Origin of the sequence: Pseudomonas sp. CJQ_9, assembly GCF_043106615.1 — a bacterium.
GTDB lineage: Bacteria > Pseudomonadota > Gammaproteobacteria > Pseudomonadales > Pseudomonadaceae > Aquipseudomonas > Aquipseudomonas juntendi.
This window is the reverse complement of the sequence record NZ_JBICMS010000103.1, coordinates 79,748-102,300: the sequence shown is the minus strand read 5'-3', so window position 1 is coordinate 102,300 and position 22,553 is coordinate 79,748. Positions and strand designations below refer to the sequence as shown.

The 22,553-nt window shown below is 64.6% G+C and carries 21 protein-coding genes; 15 read left to right on the top strand and 6 right to left on the bottom strand.

Annotated features, from left to right (window positions below; all coding sequences use genetic code 11):
- The first annotated feature begins 38 nt into the window (after nucleotides 1-38).
- The 6 genes from ACF8SD_RS23765 to ACF8SD_RS23740 are packed head-to-tail and all read left to right on the top strand — an operon-like array spanning nucleotide 39 to nucleotide 4,225.
- Nucleotides 39-986 (top strand): ketopantoate reductase family protein, encoded by a 948-nt coding sequence (locus tag ACF8SD_RS23765; protein WP_392485261.1) that lies wholly within the window; start codon nucleotides 39-41, stop codon nucleotides 984-986.
- Nucleotides 983-1,381, top strand: coding sequence for a VOC family protein (locus ACF8SD_RS23760; protein ID WP_029886075.1), 399 nt, complete (start codon nucleotides 983-985; stop codon nucleotides 1,379-1,381). The genes ACF8SD_RS23765 and ACF8SD_RS23760 overlap by 4 nt, the downstream gene beginning before the upstream one ends.
- Nucleotides 1,378-1,833 (top strand): MaoC family dehydratase, encoded by a 456-nt coding sequence (locus ACF8SD_RS23755; protein WP_029886074.1) that lies wholly within the window; start codon nucleotides 1,378-1,380, stop codon nucleotides 1,831-1,833. The genes ACF8SD_RS23760 and ACF8SD_RS23755 overlap by 4 nt, the downstream gene beginning before the upstream one ends.
- Entirely contained in the window at nucleotides 1,830-3,062 is a 1,233-nt protein-coding gene (locus tag ACF8SD_RS23750) for a CaiB/BaiF CoA-transferase family protein (protein ID WP_173889772.1), read from the top strand. Before ACF8SD_RS23755 ends, ACF8SD_RS23750 begins: the two co-directional genes overlap by 4 nt.
- Nucleotides 3,059-3,877 (top strand): shikimate dehydrogenase, encoded by an 819-nt coding sequence (aroE, locus tag ACF8SD_RS23745; RefSeq protein WP_392485260.1) that lies wholly within the window; start codon nucleotides 3,059-3,061, stop codon nucleotides 3,875-3,877. Before ACF8SD_RS23750 ends, aroE begins: the two co-directional genes overlap by 4 nt.
- Nucleotides 3,878-3,937: 60 nt before the next feature.
- Entirely contained in the window at nucleotides 3,938-4,225 is a 288-nt protein-coding gene (locus tag ACF8SD_RS23740) for a hypothetical protein (protein ID WP_392485266.1), read from the top strand.
- 3 nt (nucleotides 4,226-4,228) lie between these two features.
- Here ACF8SD_RS23740 and ACF8SD_RS23735 read toward each other — a convergent pair whose 3' ends face one another.
- On the bottom strand, nucleotides 4,229-5,602 hold the full coding sequence (locus tag ACF8SD_RS23735) for an 8-oxoguanine deaminase (protein ID WP_392485259.1): 1,374 nt from the start codon (nucleotides 5,600-5,602) through the stop codon (nucleotides 4,229-4,231).
- Nucleotides 5,603-5,796: 194 nt separating this feature from the next.
- On the opposite strand from ACF8SD_RS23735, the gene ACF8SD_RS23730 reads away from it, so the two are divergent.
- Entirely contained in the window at nucleotides 5,797-7,008 is a 1,212-nt protein-coding gene (locus tag ACF8SD_RS23730) for an MFS transporter (RefSeq protein ID WP_392485258.1), read from the top strand.
- On the opposite strand, the gene ACF8SD_RS23725 is transcribed toward ACF8SD_RS23730, so the two are convergent.
- Together ACF8SD_RS23725 and ACF8SD_RS23720 are read right to left on the bottom strand one after the other, a co-directional pair.
- Nucleotides 6,978-7,913 (bottom strand): LysR family transcriptional regulator, encoded by a 936-nt coding sequence (locus ACF8SD_RS23725; protein WP_009685106.1) that lies wholly within the window; start codon nucleotides 7,911-7,913, stop codon nucleotides 6,978-6,980. The two genes, ACF8SD_RS23730 and ACF8SD_RS23725, sit on opposite strands and share 31 nt — an antisense overlap.
- A 69-nt stretch (nucleotides 7,914-7,982) precedes the next feature.
- Complete coding sequence (locus ACF8SD_RS23720) at nucleotides 7,983-9,368, bottom strand: APC family permease (RefSeq protein WP_392485257.1); 1,386 nt, start codon at nucleotides 9,366-9,368, stop codon at nucleotides 7,983-7,985.
- A 279-nt stretch (nucleotides 9,369-9,647) separates the two neighbouring features.
- Between ACF8SD_RS23720 and ACF8SD_RS23715 the strand changes: the two genes are divergently transcribed.
- The 3 genes from ACF8SD_RS23715 to ACF8SD_RS23705 are packed head-to-tail and all read left to right on the top strand — an operon-like array spanning nucleotide 9,648 to nucleotide 13,442.
- The gene (locus tag ACF8SD_RS23715; protein ID WP_173889761.1) at nucleotides 9,648-10,490 is read left to right on the top strand and encodes a helix-turn-helix transcriptional regulator; all 843 of its coding nucleotides are present in this window, start codon (nucleotides 9,648-9,650) and stop codon (nucleotides 10,488-10,490) included.
- A gap of 40 nt (nucleotides 10,491-10,530) precedes the next feature.
- A complete protein-coding gene (locus ACF8SD_RS23710) occupies nucleotides 10,531-11,913 on the top strand; it encodes an aspartate aminotransferase family protein (protein WP_009685103.1) in 1,383 nt (460 codons plus the stop codon).
- Nucleotides 11,914-11,948: 35 nt separating this feature from the next.
- Nucleotides 11,949-13,442, top strand: a complete 1,494-nt coding sequence (locus tag ACF8SD_RS23705; RefSeq protein ID WP_392485256.1) for an aldehyde dehydrogenase — start codon at nucleotides 11,949-11,951, stop codon at nucleotides 13,440-13,442.
- A 38-nt stretch (nucleotides 13,443-13,480) separates the two neighbouring features.
- Here the strand turns inward: ACF8SD_RS23705 and ACF8SD_RS23700 are convergent, their stop codons facing one another.
- The gene (locus tag ACF8SD_RS23700) at nucleotides 13,481-15,193 is read right to left on the bottom strand and encodes an FAD-dependent oxidoreductase (RefSeq protein WP_392485255.1); all 1,713 of its coding nucleotides are present in this window, start codon (nucleotides 15,191-15,193) and stop codon (nucleotides 13,481-13,483) included.
- A 195-nt stretch (nucleotides 15,194-15,388) separates the two neighbouring features.
- On the opposite strand from ACF8SD_RS23700, the gene ACF8SD_RS23695 reads away from it, so the two are divergent.
- The 3 genes from ACF8SD_RS23695 to ACF8SD_RS23685 all read left to right on the top strand — a co-directional run bounded on the left by ACF8SD_RS23695 (nucleotide 15,389) and on the right by ACF8SD_RS23685 (nucleotide 18,194).
- Nucleotides 15,389-16,165, top strand: coding sequence for an IclR family transcriptional regulator (locus ACF8SD_RS23695; RefSeq protein ID WP_392485254.1), 777 nt, complete (start codon nucleotides 15,389-15,391; stop codon nucleotides 16,163-16,165).
- A 137-nt stretch (nucleotides 16,166-16,302) separates the two neighbouring features.
- Nucleotides 16,303-17,355, top strand: coding sequence for a Gfo/Idh/MocA family protein (locus ACF8SD_RS23690; protein ID WP_173889753.1), 1,053 nt, complete (start codon nucleotides 16,303-16,305; stop codon nucleotides 17,353-17,355).
- A 23-nt stretch (nucleotides 17,356-17,378) separates the two neighbouring features.
- Entirely contained in the window at nucleotides 17,379-18,194 is an 816-nt protein-coding gene (locus tag ACF8SD_RS23685; RefSeq protein WP_392485253.1) for a sugar phosphate isomerase/epimerase family protein, read from the top strand.
- Nucleotides 18,195-18,278: 84 nt separating this feature from the next.
- Here ACF8SD_RS23685 and ACF8SD_RS23680 read toward each other — a convergent pair whose 3' ends face one another.
- Both ACF8SD_RS23680 and ACF8SD_RS23675 read right to left on the bottom strand, forming a co-directional pair.
- Entirely contained in the window at nucleotides 18,279-19,568 is a 1,290-nt protein-coding gene (locus tag ACF8SD_RS23680) for an MFS transporter (RefSeq protein ID WP_392485265.1), read from the bottom strand.
- Nucleotides 19,569-19,802: 234 nt separating this feature from the next.
- A complete protein-coding gene (locus ACF8SD_RS23675; protein WP_392485252.1) occupies nucleotides 19,803-20,216 on the bottom strand; it encodes a histone-like nucleoid-structuring protein, MvaT/MvaU family in 414 nt (137 codons plus the stop codon).
- Nucleotides 20,217-20,612: 396 nt separating this feature from the next.
- Here ACF8SD_RS23675 and ACF8SD_RS23670 point away from each other — a divergent pair, with 396 nt between their 5' ends.
- Both ACF8SD_RS23670 and ACF8SD_RS23665 read left to right on the top strand, forming a co-directional pair.
- Nucleotides 20,613-21,041 (top strand): DUF2231 domain-containing protein, encoded by a 429-nt coding sequence (locus ACF8SD_RS23670; RefSeq protein WP_173889746.1) that lies wholly within the window; start codon nucleotides 20,613-20,615, stop codon nucleotides 21,039-21,041.
- A complete protein-coding gene (locus ACF8SD_RS23665) occupies nucleotides 21,038-22,330 on the top strand; it encodes a PQQ-dependent sugar dehydrogenase (RefSeq protein WP_392485251.1) in 1,293 nt (430 codons plus the stop codon). The genes ACF8SD_RS23670 and ACF8SD_RS23665 overlap by 4 nt, the downstream gene beginning before the upstream one ends.
- Nucleotides 22,331-22,553: the final 223 nt, after the last annotated feature.

Here is a 22,553-nt window from a genome sequence, read left to right as displayed (position 1 = left end):
GCTGCATAATGTGATCGCAAACCACGGAGGTCTGCGATTTGAAAATCTGCATTCTGGGCGCCGGCGCCCTGGGCTGCGCCATCGGCGCGGCATTGAGCGAAGCCGGGCATGAAACCTGGCTGCTCAACCGAGGCCGTGCGCATGTCGAGGCCATCAACCAGCACGGCCTGCAGGTGCAGGATGAGCGCGGCCAGCGCCAGGTCCGCGTGCACGCGGCGACGTGCGCCGATGAGGTGGGGGTGGCCGACCTGGTGGTGGTCCTGGTGAAGTCGTTCCACACCGCCGAGGCGATCGCTGGGGCCACGGCGCTTCTGGGCCCGCAAACGCTGCTGCTGTCGCTGCAGAACGGCCTGGGGCACGAAGATATCCTGGCCCAGGCGGCCGGCCGCGAGCGGGTACTGGCTGGCAAGACCTATGTCGGCGGCGTGCTGCTGGCGCCGGGGGCGATCCGCGCCGGGGTGGCCGGCAAGCAGACCCACATCGGTGAACTGGACGGCCAGCGCAGCCCCCGCGTGCAGGCTATCGCCGAGGTATTCAACGGTGCAGGCCTGGCCACCACGGTCAGCGACAACATCCTCGGCACCATGTGGGACAAGCTGCTGGTCAACGTCGCCACCGGTGCGCTCAGTGCCATCACCAGGCTCAGCTATGGCCAGCTGTACAGCGAGCCGCTGCTGGCGAGCACCGCCAAGGCGGCCGTTGCCGAAGCGATCGCGGTGGCCGAGCGCGCCGGTATCCGCCTGAGCCTGACCAGCCCCGAGGCAGCCTGGCAACTGGCCGCCGAAGGCCTGCCGGCGAGCTTTCGCACCTCGATGCTGCAAAGCCTGGAAAAAGGCTCGATCACTGAAATTGACTTCATCAACGGTTCCGTCGTGCGCTGGGGCCAGCGCCACGGCGTCGCCACCCCCGTCAACGCCACCCTGGTGGCGTGTATCAAAGGCATCGAACGTGCGATGGCCGACCAGCAGAACAAGGACAACCCATGAGCCAGCCGAAAGCCTACCTCGAACACGTCGCCTTCTGGGTGCGTGACATCAACTGGCATATCCGCTTTTTCAGTGAGGTGTGCGGCATGACCCTGCGCGAGTCGCAGGGTGACCCCGAGCAGCCGACCCAGTACTGGACCCTCGGCGGCCTGCAGTTCATCCACCAGCCCGACTTTGCAGGGCCTGAAGGGCGCATGGCGCACTTGGGGATCATGTGCGAAGACCTGGAAGCGGTGCTGGCGGCAGCACAGCGTTTCGGCGTCAGTGCAATGCCGCAGGGCCGCAACTGGCTGCGCTTGCCCGACGGCCTGGCGGTGGAGTTCATCCAGGCATTGCCGAAGGCGACGGTGGCCCAGGCACTGGCTATCAACCCACGTGCGCAGGTGCAGCCATGAGCGTGACTGAAAAGTACTGGGACGACGCCCGCGAGGGCGATGAATGCATCAGCCCGAGCTACACCGTCACCCGCGAACGCATCCTGGCCTATGCCGACCTGACCGGTGACCATACCCCGGTGCATGTCGATGAGGCGTATGCCAATGCCAGCCACTTTGGCTGCCTGGTTGCCCACGGCCTGTTCGGCCTGTCGATCGCCGATGGCTTGAAGACCCAATGCGATTACCGCTTCGTGCCGGGCATGTCACTGGGCTGGACCTGGGATTTCGTGTTGCCGATCAAGGTCGACGATGTGCTGCATGTGCGCATGCGCGTTGGCGCGATGCGCCTGAGTAAAAGCCGCCCGGGTTGGGGCATCGTGGTCCTGCCGTCGGAGCTGATCAACCAGCACGGCCAGGTCGTGCAACGCGGCGAGCACCGGCTGATGGTGCCGTGCAAGGGGGCAGCATGAGCCAGGCATTGCCATTGGCGGGTATCCGCGTCATCGACTACAGCCATTTTCTTGCCGGGCCTTATGTAGGGCGTTGCCTGGCGGCGCTGGGCGCCGAGGTGATCAAGGTTGAACGGCCAGGCAGCGGCGACGCCGGTCGCCAGCACGCATTCACCCTGGATGACCAGCAAAGCGGTTACTTCCTGCAACTGAACATGGGCAAGCAGGGCGTCAGCGTCAACATGAAGGACCCACGCGGCAAGGCCTTCATGCAGCGCCTGTCCGATTCGGCCGACGTGTTCATCGAAAACTACCGGCCGGGCGCGCTGGACAAGCTGGGGTTGGGCTATGCCGAGCTGGCGGCGCGCAACCCGCGGTTGGTGTACTGCTCGATTTCCGCCTATGGCCACACGGGGCCGGATGCACACCGTGCCGGCTTCGGGCTGATCGCCGAGGCCAAGAGCGGGATCATGCAGATGGTTGGCGTGCCGGGCGAAGCACCGCCGTTGCTGCGCATTTCGCTGGGCGACATGTACACCGGCATCCACGCCGTGGCAGCCATCAATGCCGCCTTGCTTGGGCGCCTCAGCAGTGGCCGTGGCCAGCACATCGACATGGCCTTGTACGACACGCTGGTGTCGATGCATGAGTACGCGGTGCAGTGCTTCACGCTGTCCAACGGCACCGTACTGCCCGAGCAGACTGGCCATGACATGCCCACCTCGACATTGTATGGGGTGTTCCGTGCCGCCGACGGCGACCTGGTCATCGCCGCCCAGGTCGATGACGCCTGGCGGCGCTTTGCCGCCATGCTTGAAGCCAATGGCGGCCCGGCAGGTTTTGCCAGCGACAGCCGCTACCACAGTGTGAATGGCCGCAATGCCCACCGCGAGGCAATTCTGGCGGTGGTGCGCGATTGGGTAGGCGCGCGGCCAGTGGCGGCTATCCTGGCCTTGCTCGATGCCATCGACGTGCCCAGCGCCAAGGTACAGCGTATCGACGAGGTGCTGGCCGACCCGCAGATTCAGGCGCGCAACATGGTCGTCGAACAGCATCACCCGCGCTATGGCACCCTGCGCCTGCCCAACCTGCCGTTCCGTTTTTCCGACTGCGACACCACCATCCACCAGGTGGCCCCGGACCTGGGCCAGCACAACGCCGAAGTCGCCGCCGGGCTTGGCTTCAGCGCCGAAGAAATCACCGCCATGCAGGCAGACGGGGTGCTGTTCACCCATGGAGAGGCACGATGAGCGACCGCTATGCAGTGATCGGCCGACCGATCAACCACACCAAGTCTCCGCTGATCCACGGGCTGTTCGCCCAAACCTGTGGCCAGCAGCTGGAATATGGCGCAATCGAGGGGTCGCTGGAGGGCTTCGAGGCCCAGGTGCTGGCGTTCCGCGGTGAGGGCGGGCTGGGCATGAACATCACGGCACCGTTCAAGCTGCGCGCCTTCGAACTGGCCGAGCGCTGCAGCGAACGGGCGCAGCTGGCCCGCGCAGCCAACGCCCTGAAGTTCGAGAACGGCGGCATCGTGGCAGAGAACTTCGATGGTATAGGCCTGCTGCGCGATATCGAGGTCAACCTCGGGGAGCCGCTGCGTGCGCGTCGTGTGCTGGTGCTGGGGGCGGGCGGCGCGGTGCGTGGGGCGCTGCTGCCGTTCCTGCAGGCCGGCCCTGCCGAGCTGGTGATCGCCAACCGCGACATGGCCAAGGCCGTGGCGCTGCGCAATGAGCTGAATCACCCGCGGCTGCGTATCAGCCGGTACGAAGAACTGCCGGGGCAGGCTTTCGATATCGTGGTCAACGCCACCTCTGCCAGCCTGGTCGGTGAGTTGCCACCGCTGCCTGCCGAGGCCTTGGCCAATACCCGGCTGGCGTACGAACTGGCTTATGGCAAAGGCCTCACGCCATTCCTGCGCCTGGCCCGTGAGCAAGGTGTGGCGCGCCTGGCCGATGGTGTGGGCATGCTGGTGGAGCAGGCGGCAGAGGCGTTTGCCTGGTGGCGCGGGGTGCGCCCCGAAACCGGTGCCGTGATCGATCGCCTGACCATCGCGCTGGAGTAGGCCTATGGTTGCCAACGTGCCCGTGCAGCTCCGCGCCCACGAACGGCGGCTCGGTTGCCCATGACCGGGCCGCCAACGCAACGCCCTGGCACCCTGGCCCACCCGGCAGCCGCCCAGCGCTCGCGCCAGACCACCTGCATTGCCTTGCTGGTCGCCATCACGTTCTTCATGGAGACCCTGGACGCCACCGTCATTGCCACCGCGGCGTGGCCTGCTGGACGCCCTGCGTTTGCCGGCCAATGCCGGCGGCCAGGTGTTGCGCAACTGAGGCAATGGGCTGCGTTGCAGCCCATCCCGCCGGCGAGCCCACAGCACGCGGGTGCAGCGCAAACGGCTGGCTTGCCGTAGTGTTCAGGCGCCGCTGACCAATTGCAGGGCCAGCTGGTTGTGGCGTTCCAGCACCCGCGGCAGATCGACAGTGGCCAGCTGGCCGTCCTTGACCACCACGCGGCCATTGATGACGCTGGTGTGAACCTGGGTCGGGGTGCAGAACACCAGGGCGGCCAATGGGTCGTGGTGGCCGCCGGCATAGGCCACATGGCCGAGGTCGAACGCGACGAAGTCGGCGACCATGCCCGGTGCCAGGGCGCCGATGTCGTTGCGGTTGAGCACTTTGGCGCCGCCCAGGGTCGCGATTTCCAGCGCTTCACGGGCGGTCATGGCGTCGGGGCCGAAGCCAACCCGCTGCAGCAGCAGGGCCTGGCGCACTTCGCCGATCATGCTGGCGCCGTCATTGGAGGCCGAACCGTCGACGCCCAGGCCAACCGCAACGCCGTGGTCACGCATCTTGCGCACCGGGGCAATGCCGGAGGCCAGGCGCATGTTCGAGCAAGGGCAGTGGGCAACCCCGGTACCGGTACGGGCGAACAGCTCGATGCCATGCTGGTCGAGCTGTACGCAGTGGGCGTGCCAGACGTCGTGGCCGACCCAGCCGAGGTCTTCGGCATACTCGGCGGGCGTCATGCCGAATTTTTCACGGCTGTAGGCGATGTCGTTGACGTTCTCGGCGAGGTGGGTGTGCAGCGAAACGCCATACTGGCGCGCCAACACCGCAGCTTCGCGCATCAGGTCGCGGCTGACCGAGAACGGCGAGCAGGGCGCCACGACGATGCGGCGCATCGACCCGTGACTGGCATCGTGGTAGTCCTCGATCAGGCGCTGCGACTCTTTCAGAATGTCGGCTTCCTTCTCGACCACCGTATCCGGCGGCAGGCCGCCCTGGCTTTGCCCTACGCTCATGCTGCCGCGCGCGGCATGAAAGCGCATGCCGATCTCGCTGGCGGCATGAATGCTGTCGTCGAGCTTGCAGCCGTTGGGGTAGATGTACAGGTGGTCGCTGGAGGTGGTACAGCCGGACAGCAGCAGCTCGGCCATGGCGGTCTGGGTCGACACCGCGATCATTTCCGGGGTCAGCCGAGCCCAGATCGGGTATAGGTTGGTCAGCCAGTTGAACAGTTCACCGTCCTGAGCCGCCGGTACCACGCGGGTCAGGCTCTGGTACATATGGTGGTGGGTGTTGACCAGGCCGGGGATGACCACCTTGCCGGCCATGTCCAGCACCACGTCGGCGTGCTGTGGCAGGCTGTCGCTGGGGCCCACTTGCTTGATCAGGTTGTCTTCGATGTACAGGCCGCCGTTTTTGATTTCGCGGCGTTCACTGTCCATGGTGACCAGCAGTTGGGCGTTTTTGACGAGGAGGGTCTTCTTGGTAGCGGTAAATGACATGGCTTAAGCCCGTCGCAATACGCCTGGGCGATTACCGAGGTCGTAGGCGAGCGCGTATGTAATCAGGAATCGTTAAAGTTGTATACATCAGCGGCTCATTGGTGAAATCCAGTCATCCGATTAGTGAAATAACACCAGAAATACGAATTCATTTTGCCAATAGACTGGTGACCTTATTTCTGGAGCCTGTCTTGATGTCCGCTTTTGAACCAAGCCCTGGGGTCGCCACCCCGAGCCGGCACGCTGCGATCAGCATTGCCATTCTGGCGTTTTCAGCCTTTTTGATCGTGACCACCGAATTTCTCATCGTTGGCTTGTTGCCCGCGCTTAGCCAGGACCTGGGTATTTCCATATCACTGGCAGGGCAGTTGGTCACCCTGTTCGCATTCACCGTGATGCTGGCCGGCCCGCTATTGACGGCGGCGTTGGCGCACCTGGACCGCAAGCGCCTGTTCATCGGCATTTTGCTGGTCTTCGCCGCAGCCAATGCGCTGGCTGCTGCCTCCGGCAGTTTCTGGGTGCTGGCCGTCGCCAGGGTGATTCCGGCACTGGCGCTGCCGGTGTTCTGGGGCACCGCCAGTGAAACCGCCGGCCACCTGGCTGGGCGCGACGGGGCCGGGCAGGCCATTGCCAAGGTCTACCTGGGTATCTCGGCGGCGATGTTGCTGGGTATCCCGTTGGGGACCGTGGCAGCAACGGCGGTGGGGTGGCGCGGTGCATTCTGGATCCTGGCCGCGTTGTCGCTGCTGATGGCGCTGGCGATGTGGGTATGGATGCCGCACGTGGCGCGCACGGCGAAAGTCGACTTCATGCAGCAGGCGCGCATTTTCAAAGAGCGTTTTTTCCTGGCCAATGTACTGCTGTCGGTGGTGGTGTTCACGGCCATGTTCACGGGCTACACCTACCTGGCCGATCTGCTGCAGCGGGTAGCGGGCGTGGCCCCGGCGCATACCGGCTGGTGGCTGATGGGCTTTGGCGCGGTCGGCTTGCTCGGTAACTGGATCGGCGGGCGGGCCGTGGACCGCTCACCGCTAAGGGCCAGCGCGCTGTTCCTGGTGCTGTTGGCCATTGGCATGGCGGCGCTGGTGCCGCTGGCCCAGGGGGTAGTGCTGTTCTGCCTGGCGCTGGCGCTGTGGGGCGTTGCCAACACGGCACTGTACCCGGTGAGCCAGGTGCGGGTGATGAGTTCGGTCACCCATGCCCAAGCCCTGGCGGGTACCACCAATGTGTCGGCGGCCAACGCCGGTATCGGCCTGGGGGCCGTGCTGGGTGGCATGACCATCTCCCACCTGGGGGTCGGCTACGTGGGCTACGTGGCGGCTGGCATCGCCCTGCTGGCGCTGGCGTTGGTGCCCGTGGTGGGCCGGCTGGCGCCTCAGCCCGGTGCGCAGGCCCGGCTGCCGTGAGGCGCCAGGCGCGGTAGCAGGTAGTCGAGCAAGGCGCGAACCTTGGGTAGCCCTTCGCGGCTTTTCAGCCACACCAGGTTCATTGGCAAGCCGTCGGTGGCCAGCGCCGGCAATACTTCGACCAGGCGCCCCTGGTCGAGGTACTGCTGGGTCAGCCAGGTGGGTAGCTGGCCGATGCCATGGCCGGCCAGCACCGCTGCCACTTCGCCTTCGCCATCGCCCACGGCAATGCGCGGCTGCACGGTACGCCGCTCCATTTCGCCGGGGTGGCGGCCTTTGAAATACCACGGGCTGACCAGGCCGTCGGTGTGGCCATAACCCACGCAGTGGTGGTGCTCCAGGTCGCGCTCGTGTTGCGGCACGCCATGCTTTTCCAGGTAGCCAGGCGCGGCACAGAACATCAGGCGCTGGGCACCGAAGTATTGGTGGCCTAGCGCCGCCGGCCAGGCATCTGGGCCACCGATGCGCACCACGATATCGATGCCCTCGTGCACCGGGTCGACGAAACGGTCGGAGAACGACACATGCGGCTGCAGCAACGGGTGCAGGCGGATGAAGTCGAGGATCAGCGGCAGCACATGCAGGCGACCGTAAGAGGCGGGCAGTTCGATCCGCACTTTGCCATGGGGCTGGTCATCGCTGGCCGCCAGGGTGTGCTCGACTTCTTCCAGGTCGGCCAGGACCGAGGTGCAGGTGCGATAGAACACCACGCCCGCTTCACTCAGCGACAGGCTGCGCGTGGTGCGGTTGAACAGCCGGGCGCCCAGGCGGGCCTCCAGCCGGGCCACGCTCTTGCTGATGGCCGAGCTGGTCAGGTTGAGCCGCTCGGCAGCTGCCGTGAAACTGCCCAAGTCAGCGACGGCGACGAAAACGTCAATGCCTTTGAGGCGTTCGGAAGAGTACATGGGTGGCTTCTTTGATGAACTGGGTTCCCGGTTCGGGTGTGCCTATTGAAGCCTCGCACGTGGATTTCATCAATGAGTTTCGCCTGGCCTGGCCGGCAACGTTACCCGAAACGCCCGGGTGAGCCCCAGCAGTACCAGCAGGCCCATGCCCATCCAGCACAGGCCAATGCTGAACGACAGGCTGGTCAGGCTACTCCACAGCCACAGCGTGCTGAGAAAACCCAGTCCCGGTATGGCGCCGTACAGCACCACATTACCGGCACCGCGCAGCTTGCGGTCGATGAGGTAGTGCTTGACCACCGCCAGGTTCACCGCCGAGAAGGCGAACAGTGCGCCGAAACTGATCATGTTGGCCACGGTGTCGAGGGTAATGACCAGGGCAATCAGCGACAGCAGGCTGACCACCAGGATGGCGGTGGCCGGTACGCGCTTTTTCGTTGCAAGCTGGCCAAACGCCCGCGGCAGCACGCCGTCACGGCCCATCGCGAACAGCACCCGTGACACGCTGGCTTGCGACACCATGGCCGAGGCGAAGCAGCCGGCCACGTAAGTGGCGGTGAATGCGCTGACCAGCAGTTCGCCGCCTACCCGGCGCATGACGTCCACCGAGGCCGAGTCCGGGTCGGCAAAGCTGCCCCAATCGGGGAAGACCAGTTGTGCGCAGTACGACACCACCAGGAACAGCAAGCCGCCGATCAGGGACACAGCAAGGATCGCCAGCGGAATACGGTAGGTCGGGTTGCTGGTTTCCTCGGCCATGGTCGAGACCGCATCGAAGCCCAGGAATGACAGGCACAGTACGGCCGCGCCGGTCATCACCAACGGCACGCTGAAACCGTCGTGGTGGAACGGCGCCAGCAGCGAAACGGGTTCGGCCTGGACGCTCAGCCTGAGCACGGCCAGGCCGACGAAAACCACGATGAACACCAGTTGCGTCACCACCAGGATCCAGTTGACGCGGGTGATCGACTCGATGCCGATCAGGTTGAGGAAGGTGACCAGCGCAATGGACCCTGCCACCCACACCCAGGCATGAATGGCCGGGAAGTATTCCGACATGTAGATGCCGATCAGCAGGTAGCTGAGCAGTGGCAGGAAAATGTAGTCGAGCAGCAGGGTCCAGCCGGTGATGAAGCCGATGTGGCTGCCAAAGGCCTTGCGGGTATAGGTGTAGACCGAGCCGGAGTAGGGGTGGGCCTGGACCATGCGGCCGTAGCTGTAGGCGGTCAGCAGCATGGCGGCGAGGGTCACCAGGTAGGCAGTGGGCAGGTGCCCCTTGGTCATCTGGGTGACCAGCCCATAGGTGGTGAAGACCGCTAGCGGCACCATGTATGCCAGGCCGAACAGCACCAGGGCGGTCATGCTCATGGACTGGCGCAAACGCCCGCTGCTGGCGGCAGGTTGCGCGATGGCGGGCGGGGTGGTGGGGTGAGCTGTAGTTGTTGTTGTATGCATTGCTAACTCCTGGAAAGGGATGCAGGCCACCGCGGCAGGCGAGCAGGCTCGTTACCGGGGGTGTCGTGCAAGGAGGTCGAGCGCAAGGCTCGCAGCGCTGGGGCGGGTTGATGCTCCCACACCCCGGCAGCACCCGGAATCACCCTTTGGGGTGAGCCGGCTGGCCGCTGCCTGGGCTCACCCCAAAGGGTGATTCCGCAGGTTCCCCTGCCATGGGAGTATCTGCCCAACCACGCACCGCACTGGCGGCGGTGCCTTACTCCATATGGCAGGCCGACAGTGACTATCCAATTGCTTTCAGAACAGTGGTTCGAGCACCAGGCCAAGGTCACCGAGGCGATCGGCCGGCCTGGCTTTGCCGCCAACCTGTTTGCAGCACTGGGCGTGATCCGGCCGATCCAGGCCACCACGGTGTACCTGTACCCGCACGACGGCATGCCCTGCGCGCTGTTCGAGCAGGACGACAAGGCGCCCTGGCAGCCCGAAGGCAACGTCAGCCGCTACCTGTCGGGTTTCTACCTGCTCGACCCGTTCTACGGTGCTTGCCTGGAGCAGCTGGGGTCTGGCTGCTACGGCCTGTTCGAGGTGGCACCTGACCATTTTGGGGTCAGCGAGTACTACCAGTCGTTCTACCGCCACTCGCACCTGGCAGACGAACTCAACTACATCCTGCAGCTGGCCCCCGGCCAGAGCCTGGCCGTGTCGCTGGCCTTCACCGACAAGCTCGACCCGCAAACCCGTGCGCTGTTCGGGCACATCACGCCGTGGGTGCTGGCGGTACTCGGCAAGCATTTCGCCGGCTTCGACAACCGTGCCGGGCGCTTCGAGAACATCCTTGAGCAGCGTATTCACGCTGCGCTGAACAACTTCGGCAGCTCGTTGCTGACCGAGCGCGAATGCCGCATTGCCCAGCTGATCTTGCGCGGCCATTCGACCAAGTCGCTGGCCGAGCGCCTGGGCGTGTCGGAAGACACCATCAAGTCGCACCGCAAGAATGTCTACGCCAAGCTCGATATCGGCACCCAGTCCGAGCTGTTTTCCCTGTTCATCGACGCGCTGGCCAATGCCCAGGGCGTGCTGGGCAAGGACCCGCTGGAAAGCTATATGGGCAAGCGGCGCTGAGCGCCGCTGCCGTGCACCCCACCGCAAAGGAAAACCAACAATGAATGCGCCTTTCGCCCCGCAACGCCAGACCCGTGACTACCAGGCAGCCGACGCCGCGCACCACATCCATGCCTTCCTCGACCAGAAGGCGCTGAACGCCGAAGGGCCGCGGGTGATCGTCGGTGGCGAGCGCCTGCACCTGTGGGACAGCGAGGGCAAGCGTTACCTGGATGGCATGTCCGGGCTGTGGTGCACCCAGCTCGGTTACGGCCGCCGCGACCTGACCGCCGCTGCCGCCAGGCAGATGGACCAGCTGGCGTACTACAACATGTTCTTCCACACCACCCACCCGGCGGTGATCGAGCTTTCGGAGCTGCTGTTCAGCCTGCTGCCCGGGCACTACAGCCACGCGATCTACACCAACTCCGGCTCCGAGGCCAACGAGGTGCTGATCCGCACCGTGCGGCGTTACTGGCAGGTGGTCGGCCAGCCGAGCAAGACAATCATGATCGGCCGCTGGAATGGCTACCACGGCTCGACCCTGGCGGCCACGGCGCTGGGTGGCATGAAGTTCATGCACGAAATGGGTGGGCTGATCCCGGATGTGGCGCACATCGACGAGCCCTATTGGTACGCCGAGGGCGGTGAGCTGAGCCCGGCCGAGTTCGGCCGCCGCTGTGCCTTGCAGCTGGAAGAAAAAATTCTGGAGCTGGGCGCCGAAAACGTTGCCGGCTTCATTGCCGAGCCGTTCCAAGGCGCAGGCGGCATGATCTTCCCGCCGGAAAGCTACTGGCCGGAAATCCAGCGCATCTGCCGCCAGTACGATGTGCTGCTGTGTGCCGACGAGGTGATTGGTGGCTTTGGTCGTACCGGCGAATGGTTTGCCCACGAATACTTCGGCTTCCAGCCCGATACCCTGTCCATTGCCAAGGGCCTGACCAGCGGCTACGTGCCCATGGGCGGGCTGGTGCTGAGCAAGCGCATAGCCGAAGCCCTGGTGGAGCGGGGCGGGGTGTTCGCCCACGGCCTGACCTATTCCGGCCACCCGGTGGCAGCGGCGGTGGCCATCGCCAACCTGAAAGCCCTGCGTGACGAAGGCATCGTGCGCCAGGTGAAGGACGACACCGGCCCCTACCTGCAGCGCATCCTGCGTGAGGTGTTCGCCGACCACCCGCTGATTGGCCAGGTGCAGGGCGCAGGCCTGGTGGCGGCGCTGCAACTGGCAGAGCACAAGCCTACCCGCAAGCGCTTTGCCAATGAAAACGACCTGGCCTGGCAGTGCCGGACCTTCGGCTTCGAGGAGGGGGTGATCATTCGCTCCACCCTGGGGCGGATGATCATGGCGCCGGCATTGATCGCCAACCACAGCGAGCTGGATGAGCTGGTGGAAAAAACCCGCATCGCCGTTGACCGCACGGCGCGCCTGGTTGGCAAGCTCTGACAGTCAGTCAGCACAACCGCTTGAAAGGAGTACAAATGTACACCCTCGAATTCTGGCAGCAACGCGCGGCGGACCTGTACCTGCCGGCCAGCGCCCTGATCGCTGGCAAAGCCGTGAAGGCACAAAGTGGCGCGACCTTTGCCGCGATCAATCCCGCCACCAACCAGGTGCTGGCGCAGGTCGCCGCCTGCGCCCAGGCCGACGTCGACCTGGCGGTGGCCAGCGCACGGCAGGCCTTCGAGCACGGCCCGTGGGCGCGCATGGCCCCCGGGCAGCGCAAGCAAGTGCTGCAGCGCCTGGCCGAACTGATCATGGCCCACCGCGAAGAGCTGGCATTGCTGGACTCGCTGAACATGGGCAAACCGGTCATGGACGCGTACAACATCGATGTGCCCGGGTCGGCGCAGGTATTTGCCTGGTACGGCGAGGCGCTGGACAAGCTCTACGACCAGGTGGCGCCGACAGCCGCCAATGCATTGGCCACCATCACCCGTGAGGCCCTGGGCGTGGTGGCGGCGGTGGTGCCGTGGAACTTCCCGCTGGACATGGCCGCCTGGAAGCTGGCGCCGGCCTTGGCCGCGGGCAACAGCGTGGTGCTCAAGCCGGCCGAACAGTCGCCGTTCTCGGCCTTGCGCCTGGCCGAACTGGCCCTGCAAGCCGGGTTGCCCGAAGGCGTGCTCAGCGTGGTGCCGGGCCTGGGCGAGCAGGCCGGGCAGGCCCTGGGCCTGCACCCAGACGTGGATTGCCTGGTGTTCACAGGCTCCACCCAGGTGGGCAAGTACTTCATGCAATACGCGGCGCAGTCCAACCTCAAGCAGGTATGGCTGGAGTGCGGGGGCAAGAGCCCCAACCTGGTGTTCGAGCACTGTCAGGACCTGGACCTGGCTGCGGAAAAGGCGGCCTTTGGTATTTTCTTCAATCAGGGTGAGGTCTGCTCCGCCAACTCGCGGCTGTATGTGCAGCGTTCCATCCACGATGAGTTCATCGAGCGCCTGCAGGCCAAGGCCCGGCAATGGCAGCCTGGCAACCCGCTGGACCCTTCGAGCCGCGCCGGGGCGATTGTCGATGCCGGCCAGGCAGCGCGTATCCAGGCCGCCATCGACCGCGCGCGGCAAGAGGGCGCGCGGCTGGTGTGTGGCGGTCGGCGGTTGCATATCGGCGGTTCGGACAACTACATCGAGCCGACCATCTTCGCCCAGGTCGATGCCAGCATGAGCCTGGCGCAGGAAGAAGTGTTCGGGCCGGTACTGGCAGTGAGTGCCTTCGACAGTGAAGAGGAGGCGGTGCGCCTGGCCAATGACAGCATCTATGGCCTGGCGGCTTCGGTGTGGAGCGACGACTTCAACCAGGTGCACCGCGTGGCACGGGCGCTGAAAGTCGGTACCGTGTCGGTGAACACGGTCGATGCACTGGATGTCACGGTGCCTTTCGGTGGCGGCAAACAGTCGGGGTTCGGCCGCGACCTGTCGCTGCATGCGTTCGACAAGTACACGCAGCTCAAGACCACTTGGTACCAGCTGCGCGGCTGAACCCGGGCCGGCGGCAAGCACGACCTGCCGCCGGCCGCTCACTCATACGCCTGCACCCCGGCAATATGCCGCCCTGCCACGTAGCCGAAGGTCAACGCGGGCCCCAGGTTGATGCCGCCAGACGGGTACCAGCCACCGAACACACTGGCCATGTCGGTACCTGCCGCGTACAGCCCGCTGATTGGCTGGCCGCTGGCATCCACTACCCGTGCCTGGCCATCGGTGCGTAACCCGGCAAAGGTGCCAAAGCAACCCGGCTTCACCTTCACCGCGTAGAACGGGCCCTGTTCGATCGGCGCCACACACGGGTTGGGGCCTGGGTGTTGCGGGTCGCCTTGCTTGCGGTTGAATGCAGTGGAGCCGCGGCCGAAGGCCGGGTCCTGGCCGTGGCGTGCATGGCTGTTGAAGGCCTCGACGGTGGCGCGCAAGCCGGCCGCATCGATGCCGCAGGCAACCGCCAACGCTTCGAGTGTGGCGCCACGTTTCAGGTAGCCGCTGCGCACATGCGGCCACACCGGCAGTGGCGCCGGGCGGGCATGGCCCAAGCCATAACGGCGCAAGAAACGGTGGTCACACACAAGCCACGAACACACCTCCTGGTCCGCTGGCACTGCCGCGACCATGGCTGCCACATAGTCATAGTAACCGTGCGCTTCATTGACGAAGCGCTTGCCGTTGGCCAGCACCCCGATGATGCCCGGTTTGCCCCGTTCGATGATGTGCGGGAAATGGCCGACAGTGCCATCGCCATGCGGCACCTGCGAAACCGGCGCCCAGGCCACCGGCGACTGCAGGTCGGTGGCCACCACGCCACCTGCTGCCTCGCCCAGGCGCAGGCCATCGCCAGAGCACCCCTTTGGCGGCAGGGCCAGGGTGTCGTAGCCGCTGGCGTCGCGGGGGAACAGCTGCCGGCGGCGGGCAGCGTCGTGAGGGAAGCCGCCCGCTGCCAGTACCACTGCCTTGGCGCGGATACGCTGCTCGCCCTGCGGGGTCGTCACCAGCGCGCCGCACACCCGGCCCGCTTCGACCAGCAAATGCTTGGCCGGCGCCGACACCTGCAGCTGCACGCCCAGGTCCTGCGCCGACTTGGCCAGCCGCGCTACCAGTGCCACGCCGTTGACCAGGTGCATGGCCCGGCCATGGCGGGCCAGGTGGTACAGGTGCCGGCCGAAGCGTTTGCACACGTGCAGCAAGGCTTTGGGCGAACGGGTCATGTTGAGGAACGCGGCAAGGTCGGCGCCGGCCATGATTGGCATGCCCATGAACGAGGTTTCGCGCAGGGTCTGGCGCAGGCGTGGCAGCAGTGCACCCACCTCGCGGGCATCGTACGGTGCGGCAATCACCTGATGCCCACCTTCGGCGGCGCCAGGGGTGTGGCCGTGCATGTCCGGTATCGCATTGCCGTCGGCAAACTGCAGCGCCGTGTGTTTCTCGAAAAACGCCACCATGTGCGGGCAGGCTTCAAGGAAGGCGTCCACCCGTTCGGCATCGTAATGGGCACCCAGCTCATTGCGCAGGTAGGTCCGTGGCTGCTCGATGTCTTCGTCGATGCCGGCGCGGCGTGCCAACGGGTTGCGCGGGACCCAGGCCCAGCCACCGGACCAGGCCGTGGCGCCGCCCAGCACCGGCTCTTTTTCTACCAGAATCACCTTTTGCCCATGCCAGGCAGCTGTCACAGCGGCGGCCAGCCCGGCGGCGCCTGAACCTATCACCAGTACATCGCATTCGGTTTCGAAGGGGGCAGGGGGCATCGCACAAATCCTGTGTTGTTATTGGAACGTTGTTCCATATTCTTATTTGGCTTGCCTGGATCCGCAAGGGCGCGGCTGGCCGCCCACTCAACAAGCGGGCGATAATCGAACACTTGGCAGGGCATTGCATCTGTACGCTATCGGGAATATGGAATCATCTTCTAGAATTCGCAAAACGTAGCAAGGACCTGTGTCATGGCTGGTAGTCAGATCGAACGCGCCTTCAATCTTGTTGAGAGCCTTGCCGGTGAGCCTCAGGGCCTGGCATTGCAAACCCTGGCCGAGCGCCTGGAGATCCCTAAAAGCGCCGCACACCGCATGCTGGCCGAGCTGATGCGGCTGGGCTACGTACGGCAGAACCGTGACAACAGCCGCTATCAGCTGTCGGCCAAGCTGGTCGCCCAAGGCTTCCGTTACCTGGCCAGCAGTGGTGCCGATGTTATTCAGCCGATTCTCGACCGCCTGGCCCAGGGCAGTGGTGAGCTGGTGCGCCTTGGTGTCATCGATGGGGCGCGGCAGACCTGGATCGCCAAGTCCCAGGGCGCGCGCTCCGGGTTGCGTTACGACCCGGACATGGGGCGCGACGCGCCGCTGTTCTACACCGCTTCCGGGCACGCCTGGCTGGCCAGCCTGGACGATGAGCAGGCGCTGCAGATGGTGCTGCGCCAAGGCATTGCCGACCCGGGCCAGTTCGGCCCGAATGCGCCGCGCACCACCGACGAGTTGCTTGCCTACCTGCACCGCGCCCGCGAGCGGGGTTATGCGTGGGTCGAACAAACCTCGGCGGTGGGCACCTCGGCGCTGGCTGCGGTGGTGCGGCGCCCGCAAAGCGGCGAGGTGATTGGCGTGCTGAGCATTGCCGGGCCCAGTGCACGCCTGGCGCCAAGCCGTTTGGCCGAGCTGGCCCCTCTATTGCTGGCGGCCACCGAGGAACTATCTGCCGCCAGCCACGCCAGCGAACTGTTTGCCTGAGGGATATTCCGGTCGATTACCGCACAGTCTGTTCAGCAGGCTCTTCTGAAAAGTTGAACCTGGTTCTAAATTGCTGAGGGTGCATTGTGGAACGCTGTTTCATATTCGCACCACAACAATGACAAGAGGACAGGCTGTTGAACGCACCCCTTCGTATCGCCCTGGTCGGCGCTGGCATCATGGGTCGCCAGCATTACCAGCACTTGCGCAATGTACCCCAGGCCCAGTTGTGCGCGGTGGCCGACCCCGGCCCGCAGGCCGAAGCCTTCGCCGTCGACTGTGGCGTGCCGTACTTTGCCGACCATCGGCAGATGCTGCAACGCGTGCAGCCCGAGGCGGTGATCATCGCCAACCCGAACAACCAGCACGTGGCCACTGCGCTGGATTGCGTCGAAGCCGGCGTGCCGGTACTGGTGGAAAAACCGGTCGGCGTGCAGCTGCAGGAGGTGCGGGCGCTGGTCGAGGCGTCGCGGCGGTGCAAGGTGCCGGTATTGGTCGGCCACCATCGTCGGCACAATCCACTGATCGCCAAGGCGCACCAAGTGATCAGCGAAGGCAGGCTGGGCCGGCTGATCAATGTCACCGCACTGTGGCAGTTGCAAAAGCCCGACAGCTACTTCGACACCGCCTGGCGCCGCGAGCCGGGTGCGGGTTTTTTGCTGACCAACCTGATCCATGACCTCGACCTGCTGCGCTACTTGTGCGGCGAGGTGGTACAGGTGCAGGCCTTCACCCGCAACGACGTGCGGGGGTTCGCCAACGAAGACAGTGCCGCCGTGCTGTTGCAGTTCGCCAATGGCGCCTTGGGTAGCCTGACCGGCTCGGACGCCGTAGCGGCGCCCTGGAGCTGGGAGCTCGACTCGGGTGAAAGCCCGGTCTACCCGCGCCAGGATGGCCAGCCGTGTTATCTGCTGGCCGGCACCCAGGGCTCACTGAGCATTCCTCAGCTCAAGCACTGGCACTACGCCGAGCCGGGTTCGGGGTGGCACACACCGTTGTTACAGCACCAGCACAGCATACCCGCCGGTGAAGCATTGACCCTGCAGTTGCAGCACTTCGTGCGGGTCGCCCGCGGTGAACAGCCGCCTTTGGTCGATGCCGCCGACGCGGGCCGCACCCTGGCACTGATCGAAGCGATCCGCCAGGCTGCCGCCAGCGGCCGCGCCTGTGCTCCCGAGCACATTGCCTGATACCCTCTTTCTGGTGACGACGAATGACTGATCGAATATTTTCCCTTGCGGCCCTGACGGTACTCGAACTGTCCCCGCCGGACATGGTTGAGGCTGCTGCCCGCGCTGGCTACAGCCATGTTGGCCTGCGCCTGATGCCGGCCACCGAGCAGGAACAGCACTACCCGCTGGTGGCCGATGCCGATCTGCGCAGGCAGACCCAGGCACGCCTGCGCGATACCGGCATCCAGGTGCTGGACCTGGAGATCCTGCGCCTTAAGCCGGACACCTGCGTGGCGGATCTCGAAGCCATCCTGGCGGTAGGTGCCGAGCTGGGGGGCACCGAACTGCTGGTGGCAGGCAACGACCCAAACGAAGCGCGGCTCACCGAGCGCTTCGCTGCATTGTGCGAGCTGGCGGCGGGCCATGGCATCCACCCGCACCTGGAGTTCATGCCTTGGACCGACGTACGTGACTTGCGCCAGGCCATGCGCGTGGTAGCCAACGCCGATCAGGCCAATGGTTGCGTGCTGGTGGACGCGTTCCATTTCAACCGCTCCGGCTCTGCGCTGAGCGACCTGGCGCAGTTGGCACCGCAACGCATGCGTTATGCCCAATTATGCGACGTGGCGGGGCCTGTGCCGGCCGACATGGACGAAATCCTGCGCCAGGCGCGTAACGAACGGCGCTTCCCGGGTGATGGCGATGCCGATCTGGTCGGGCTGCTGCGTGCGCTACCGGCGACCCTCCCGCTGAGCCTGGAAATCCCTACCCGGCAGTTGCTGGAACAAGGGATCAGCGGCGAACAGCGTGCGCGCATGGCGCTGGACCACGCCAGGGCGGTATTGGCCAAGGTCTGATAGTGGCCAGTGCGCCGCGCCTTCGTTGACCGGGGCGCAAAAAAAGGGCCCGCAAGGGCCCCGTAGAGGTAACTGAGCAGCGCCTCAGGCGCTTTCGACCTGGCGCGGCGCCATGAAGTACATCCACACCAGAGCCAGGAAGTACATGGCCGGGATCATGGTGAACAGCACGGCATAATTATTGTGGGTAGCCGTCAGCACGCTGCCGACGATCTGCGTCATGAACATCCCGCCAATGGCTGCGCACATGCTGCCGAAGCCGAACACGGTGCTCACCAGGTGCTTGGGCGTGTAGTCCATCACCAGGCTCCAGATGTTCGCCGTCCAGGCCTGGTGCGCCCCCACCGCCAGCGAAATGGCCGCCACCGCGACCCAGAGGCCGCTGGCGTTGGCGGCCAATACCACGCTGACCATGGTGCAGGCGAAGACCAGCATGGACAGCAACCGCGCCGTCGTGGCGCGCACGCCGCGGCCGATCAACCATGACGACAGAATGCCACCGCCGATGCTGCCAAAATCTGCCGTCAGCCAGATGATGATCAGTGGGATACCCATCTGGGTCACATTGATGCCCAGGCTGTACTGTTGGTTGAGGAAGGGCGGCAACCAGTACAGGTAGAACCAGAACACCGGTGCGGTGATCGCATAGGCCACCGCGAACGCCCAGGTCCCGCGCAGGCGCAGAATGCGGCTGAACGGCACCCGGGTCGGCTCGGGCTCGACATCTTGCTGGATGTACTGCACCTCGCTCTGGCGCACTGTCGGGTGGTCTTCAGGGTTGTAGTACTTGAGCAGCCACAGCACTACCCACACCAGGCCCAGGCAGCCCATGGCGATGAATGCGGCCTGCCAGCCCCACACGGCTAGAATCAGTGGCAGCAGCGCTGGGGTTACCATGGCGCCGACATTGGTACCGGCGTTGAACAAACCGGTGGCGATAGCCCGCTCGCCGGCCGGAAACCACAGGCGCACGGTTTTCACGCAAGCCGGGTAGTTGGCCGCTTCGGTCAGGCCAAGGATAAAGCGGCAAACCATGAAACCGGCAGCCGAGGTGGCCAGGCCATGGGCGCCGGTGGCCAGGCTCCAGAGCAGCACGGCGAAGAAAAAGGCCCGTTTGACGCCGACCTTGTCGATCAGCCGGCCTTGCAACAGGAAGCCGATGGCGTAACCGACCTGGAACCAAAAGTTGATGTTGGCGTAGTCCATCGCCGTCCAGCTCATTTCCTTGGCCAAGACAGGCTGCATGATGCCAAGGGCGGCGCGGTCGATGTAATTGAGGGTGGTGGCGAAGAACACCAGGGCCAGCATGCCCCAGCGGGTCTTGCCAACGCCGAAGGCGGCGCGAAGCTTGTCGCCGATCGAGCCCTGGGGCATCCGGGGCGCGGCGGGGTGAGTCTTGGAGTTGTTCATGACGGCTCGTTTCTTGAAATTGTATTCAACTGCGGTGCTGCGGGTGCGTGACCATTTCCCAGGCAAGGGGGCATGTAAGGCCGGTGCATGGTGAGCAGTGCGGGCGGCAGCGTCAATTCAAGAGGCGGTCTTATGTTCGGTTACCGAACGCTTGCGTGTGCCGGCCAGGCGTCAGGGCGACCGCTGAGCCGGCGCTGGTTATTCGCGCAGGCTGGGTGGTAGCAAAGCACCTGGTAACACCCAGCTTTCCACTTCGGCGCGGCTGTACTGTTTGATCCACTGGCGCAAGGTCTTGTGCAAGGTGCTCTTGGCTTCGACGACTTCACCGGTATAGGGGTTTTGATAAAACTTGCTGAGCCGCGCCCGGAAACCGGTCGGTGAAACCAGTGCATGGGGTTGCCATGTGAACAGGTCGAAGGTGTGGCGCTGCTCAGGTGCCATGATGCTCAGCACCTGCCTTAAACCGAATTGATATTCGGCCAGCAGGTCGTGCAGTTTGCTTTCGAACTCCAGCTCGCGGCGAAGCTGGGGGTCAACCTTGATGAACTGAAGTTCGTCTTTCTTGTTGGCGAGCAGCCATTCGAGGGCGCGGAACTGGGCAAGATGAGACATGGGGCTTCCTCCAGTGCGTGATGGCACCAGTGTTAGCGCGCCGGTCAGAGCAACGCAAGTGGGGAAATAATTTGAGATTTTTGCAGGGCATTCTTCGTTGTTAGGTTGTACGAAAGTTCGGTTCTGAGTTGGGTTTTCAGTAACTTCCTACAGCGGTGCCTTCAATAACTTCAATAAATGAATGCCTGGGGGTTTTGCCTGTCAGGGCATCTGCTGAGGCGCTGCTGGTTGCTTGAGCCCAATGGTGTGAACGCTGGGGGGCGGTTCTTACAAGATGTTTCATTGCAGCGAAGCGGTGAACTATCGGCGCTGCGCAGGGCTCCTTTGCTAGGCGCACCCTGCGCACGGCTGATGGCCACCCCGTCAGCCTGGGTCACCGAATGAAAAGGAGGCACCGTGACCACATCCGACCACACCCTTTACCGGCGCACCCCCAGCCCGCTGCACGCCCTGCTGTTGGCCGGCAGTGTGCCGTTGTTCCTGGGCGCGCTGCTGAGCGATATCGCCTACTACAACAGCTACCAGATCCAGTGGAGCAACTTCGCCGCCTGGCTGATCGCCGGGGCTTTGGTGTTCTGCGGGCTGGCGCTGCTGTTTGCCTTGGCCAACCTGATCCGCGCCGAGCGCAAAGGCGGGCGCCCGACGCTGTACTTCGTGCTGCTGCTGGTGACCTGGGTGCTTGGCCTGATCAATGCCTTCGAGCATGCCAAGGACGCCTGGGCGGTGATGCCAGCAGGGCTGGTGCTGTCGGTGGTGGTGAGCGTACTTGCACTGGCCGCAGCCTGGACCGGCTTGAGCAACCTGCGTTCTGGAGGTGAAGCATGAAGCCCTTGCACGCGTTGAGTGTATTGAGTGTGGCGCTGCTGTTGAGTGCCTGTGGTGGCGATGGCGAGCCTACCCAGGCCCATGGCCCGGACCCGCGCTTGCCCGAGCCACAACGTGGCTTGTTGCCGAGCATGAAGATCGCTCAGCCGGCGGCCTGGGGTGAGCAGAAACCGACCGTTCCCGAAGGCTACAGCGTCACAGCCATTGCCACCGACCTGAAGATTCCGCGCCAGAGCCTGGTATTGCCCAATGGCGACATCCTGGTGGCCGAAGGCAGGGGCGGCAGCGCGGCCAAGCTCAAGCCCAAGGATGTGATTGCCAGCCAGATCAAGGCCAAGGGCAACACCCAAGTCAAAGGCGGTAACCGCCTGACCTTGCTGCGCGATGCCGACGGCGACGGCAAGTACGAGGTGCAGACGGTATTCGCGGAAAACCTCAACGCGCCGTATGGCCTGGCTTTTGCCGACGGCAAGTTGTACGTGGCCAACCAGGACGCGCTGGTGCGCTTCAACTACACCGACGGCCAGACCAAGGCCGACGGCCCGCCGACCAAGGTCACCGACCTACCATCGCAGATCAACCACCACTGGACCAAGGCACTGACGATCAGCCCCGATGGGCGCTACCTGTATGTGGGTATCGGCTCGAACAGCAATATCACCGAGCGCGGCCTGGAGGTGGAGATCGACCGCGCCATGGTCTGGCAGGTGGATGCCGAAACCGGCGCACACCGGCCTTACGCCACGGGCCTGCGCAACCCCACTGCACTGACCATTGAGCCGCAGACCGGGCAGTTGTGGACAGTGGTCAACGAGCGCGATGAGTTGGGGCCTGATTTGGTGCCTGACTACCTCACCTCGGTGCGTGACGGCGGCTTCTACGGCTGGCCCTACAGCTACTGGGGGCAGAACGTCGATGAGCGGGTAAGGCCACAGGCCCCGGACAAGGTCGCCGCCGCGATCAAGCCAGATTACAGCCTGGGCTCGCACGTGGCGGCATTGGGTGTGGACTTCTCGATCCCGGCCATGGGTGAGGGTTTTGCCGACGGGGTATTCGTGGGCGAGCACGGCAGTTGGAACCGGCCGAACCCGGTGGGCTACAAGGTCATCTTCGTGCCGTTCAGCAATGGCAAACCGGCTGGGGAACCGATTGACTTCGCGACGGGTTTCCGGGGTGAAGATGGCAAGACCCGCGGTCGCCCGGTTGGGGTGACGGTGGACCCACGCGGTGCTTTGATCATTGCGGATGACCTGGCCAATACCGTGTGGCGGGTTACGCGCAATCGGTGAGGGTGGCCGGTTACGCGTGCGGCTCATCGCCGGCAAGCCCACAGGGATCGCATCAGGGCTGACAGGTGTTTGTCAGAAAAGATGCAGCGCCTGTGAGATCGAGCGCCGCCCGCGCGGCGCTTCGCGGGTAAACCCGCTCCTTGTATGTTGTGACTGGCCTGGCGGGAGAAGTTATTCTCGTCAGGCTGAAGAAGCACTTCCGGGGAGGCCGATCGCTCCTGAA

Excerpts from the sequence above, each read along its gene's own strand:
- ACF8SD_RS23725 (WP_009685106.1), bottom strand. The coding sequence starts at position 7,913 with ATGTACTCTTCCGAACGCCTCAAAGGCATTGACGTTTTCGTCGCCGTC.
- ACF8SD_RS23760 (WP_029886075.1), top strand. The coding sequence starts at position 983 with ATGAGCCAGCCGAAAGCCTACCTCGAACACGTCGCCTTCTGGGTGCGT.
- ACF8SD_RS23705 (WP_392485256.1), top strand. The coding sequence starts at position 11,949 with ATGTACACCCTCGAATTCTGGCAGCAACGCGCGGCGGACCTGTACCTG.
- ACF8SD_RS23695 (WP_392485254.1), top strand. The coding sequence starts at position 15,389 with ATGGCTGGTAGTCAGATCGAACGCGCCTTCAATCTTGTTGAGAGCCTT.
- ACF8SD_RS23700 (WP_392485255.1), bottom strand. The coding sequence starts at position 15,193 with ATGCCCCCTGCCCCCTTCGAAACCGAATGCGATGTACTGGTGATAGGT.
- ACF8SD_RS23665 (WP_392485251.1), top strand. The coding sequence starts at position 21,038 with ATGAAGCCCTTGCACGCGTTGAGTGTATTGAGTGTGGCGCTGCTGTTG.
- ACF8SD_RS23750 (WP_173889772.1), top strand. The coding sequence starts at position 1,830 with ATGAGCCAGGCATTGCCATTGGCGGGTATCCGCGTCATCGACTACAGC.
- ACF8SD_RS23720 (WP_392485257.1), bottom strand. The coding sequence starts at position 9,368 with ATGCATACAACAACAACTACAGCTCACCCCACCACCCCGCCCGCCATC.
- ACF8SD_RS23735 (WP_392485259.1), bottom strand. The coding sequence starts at position 5,602 with ATGTCATTTACCGCTACCAAGAAGACCCTCCTCGTCAAAAACGCCCAA.
- ACF8SD_RS23755 (WP_029886074.1), top strand. The coding sequence starts at position 1,378 with ATGAGCGTGACTGAAAAGTACTGGGACGACGCCCGCGAGGGCGATGAA.
- ACF8SD_RS23740 (WP_392485266.1), top strand. The coding sequence starts at position 3,938 with ATGACCGGGCCGCCAACGCAACGCCCTGGCACCCTGGCCCACCCGGCA.
- aroE (WP_392485260.1), top strand. The coding sequence starts at position 3,059 with ATGAGCGACCGCTATGCAGTGATCGGCCGACCGATCAACCACACCAAG.
- ACF8SD_RS23685 (WP_392485253.1), top strand. The coding sequence starts at position 17,379 with ATGACTGATCGAATATTTTCCCTTGCGGCCCTGACGGTACTCGAACTG.
- ACF8SD_RS23675 (WP_392485252.1), bottom strand. The coding sequence starts at position 20,216 with ATGTCTCATCTTGCCCAGTTCCGCGCCCTCGAATGGCTGCTCGCCAAC.
- ACF8SD_RS23730 (WP_392485258.1), top strand. The coding sequence starts at position 5,797 with ATGTCCGCTTTTGAACCAAGCCCTGGGGTCGCCACCCCGAGCCGGCAC.
- ACF8SD_RS23680 (WP_392485265.1), bottom strand. The coding sequence starts at position 19,568 with ATGCCCCAGGGCTCGATCGGCGACAAGCTTCGCGCCGCCTTCGGCGTT.
- ACF8SD_RS23710 (WP_009685103.1), top strand. The coding sequence starts at position 10,531 with ATGAATGCGCCTTTCGCCCCGCAACGCCAGACCCGTGACTACCAGGCA.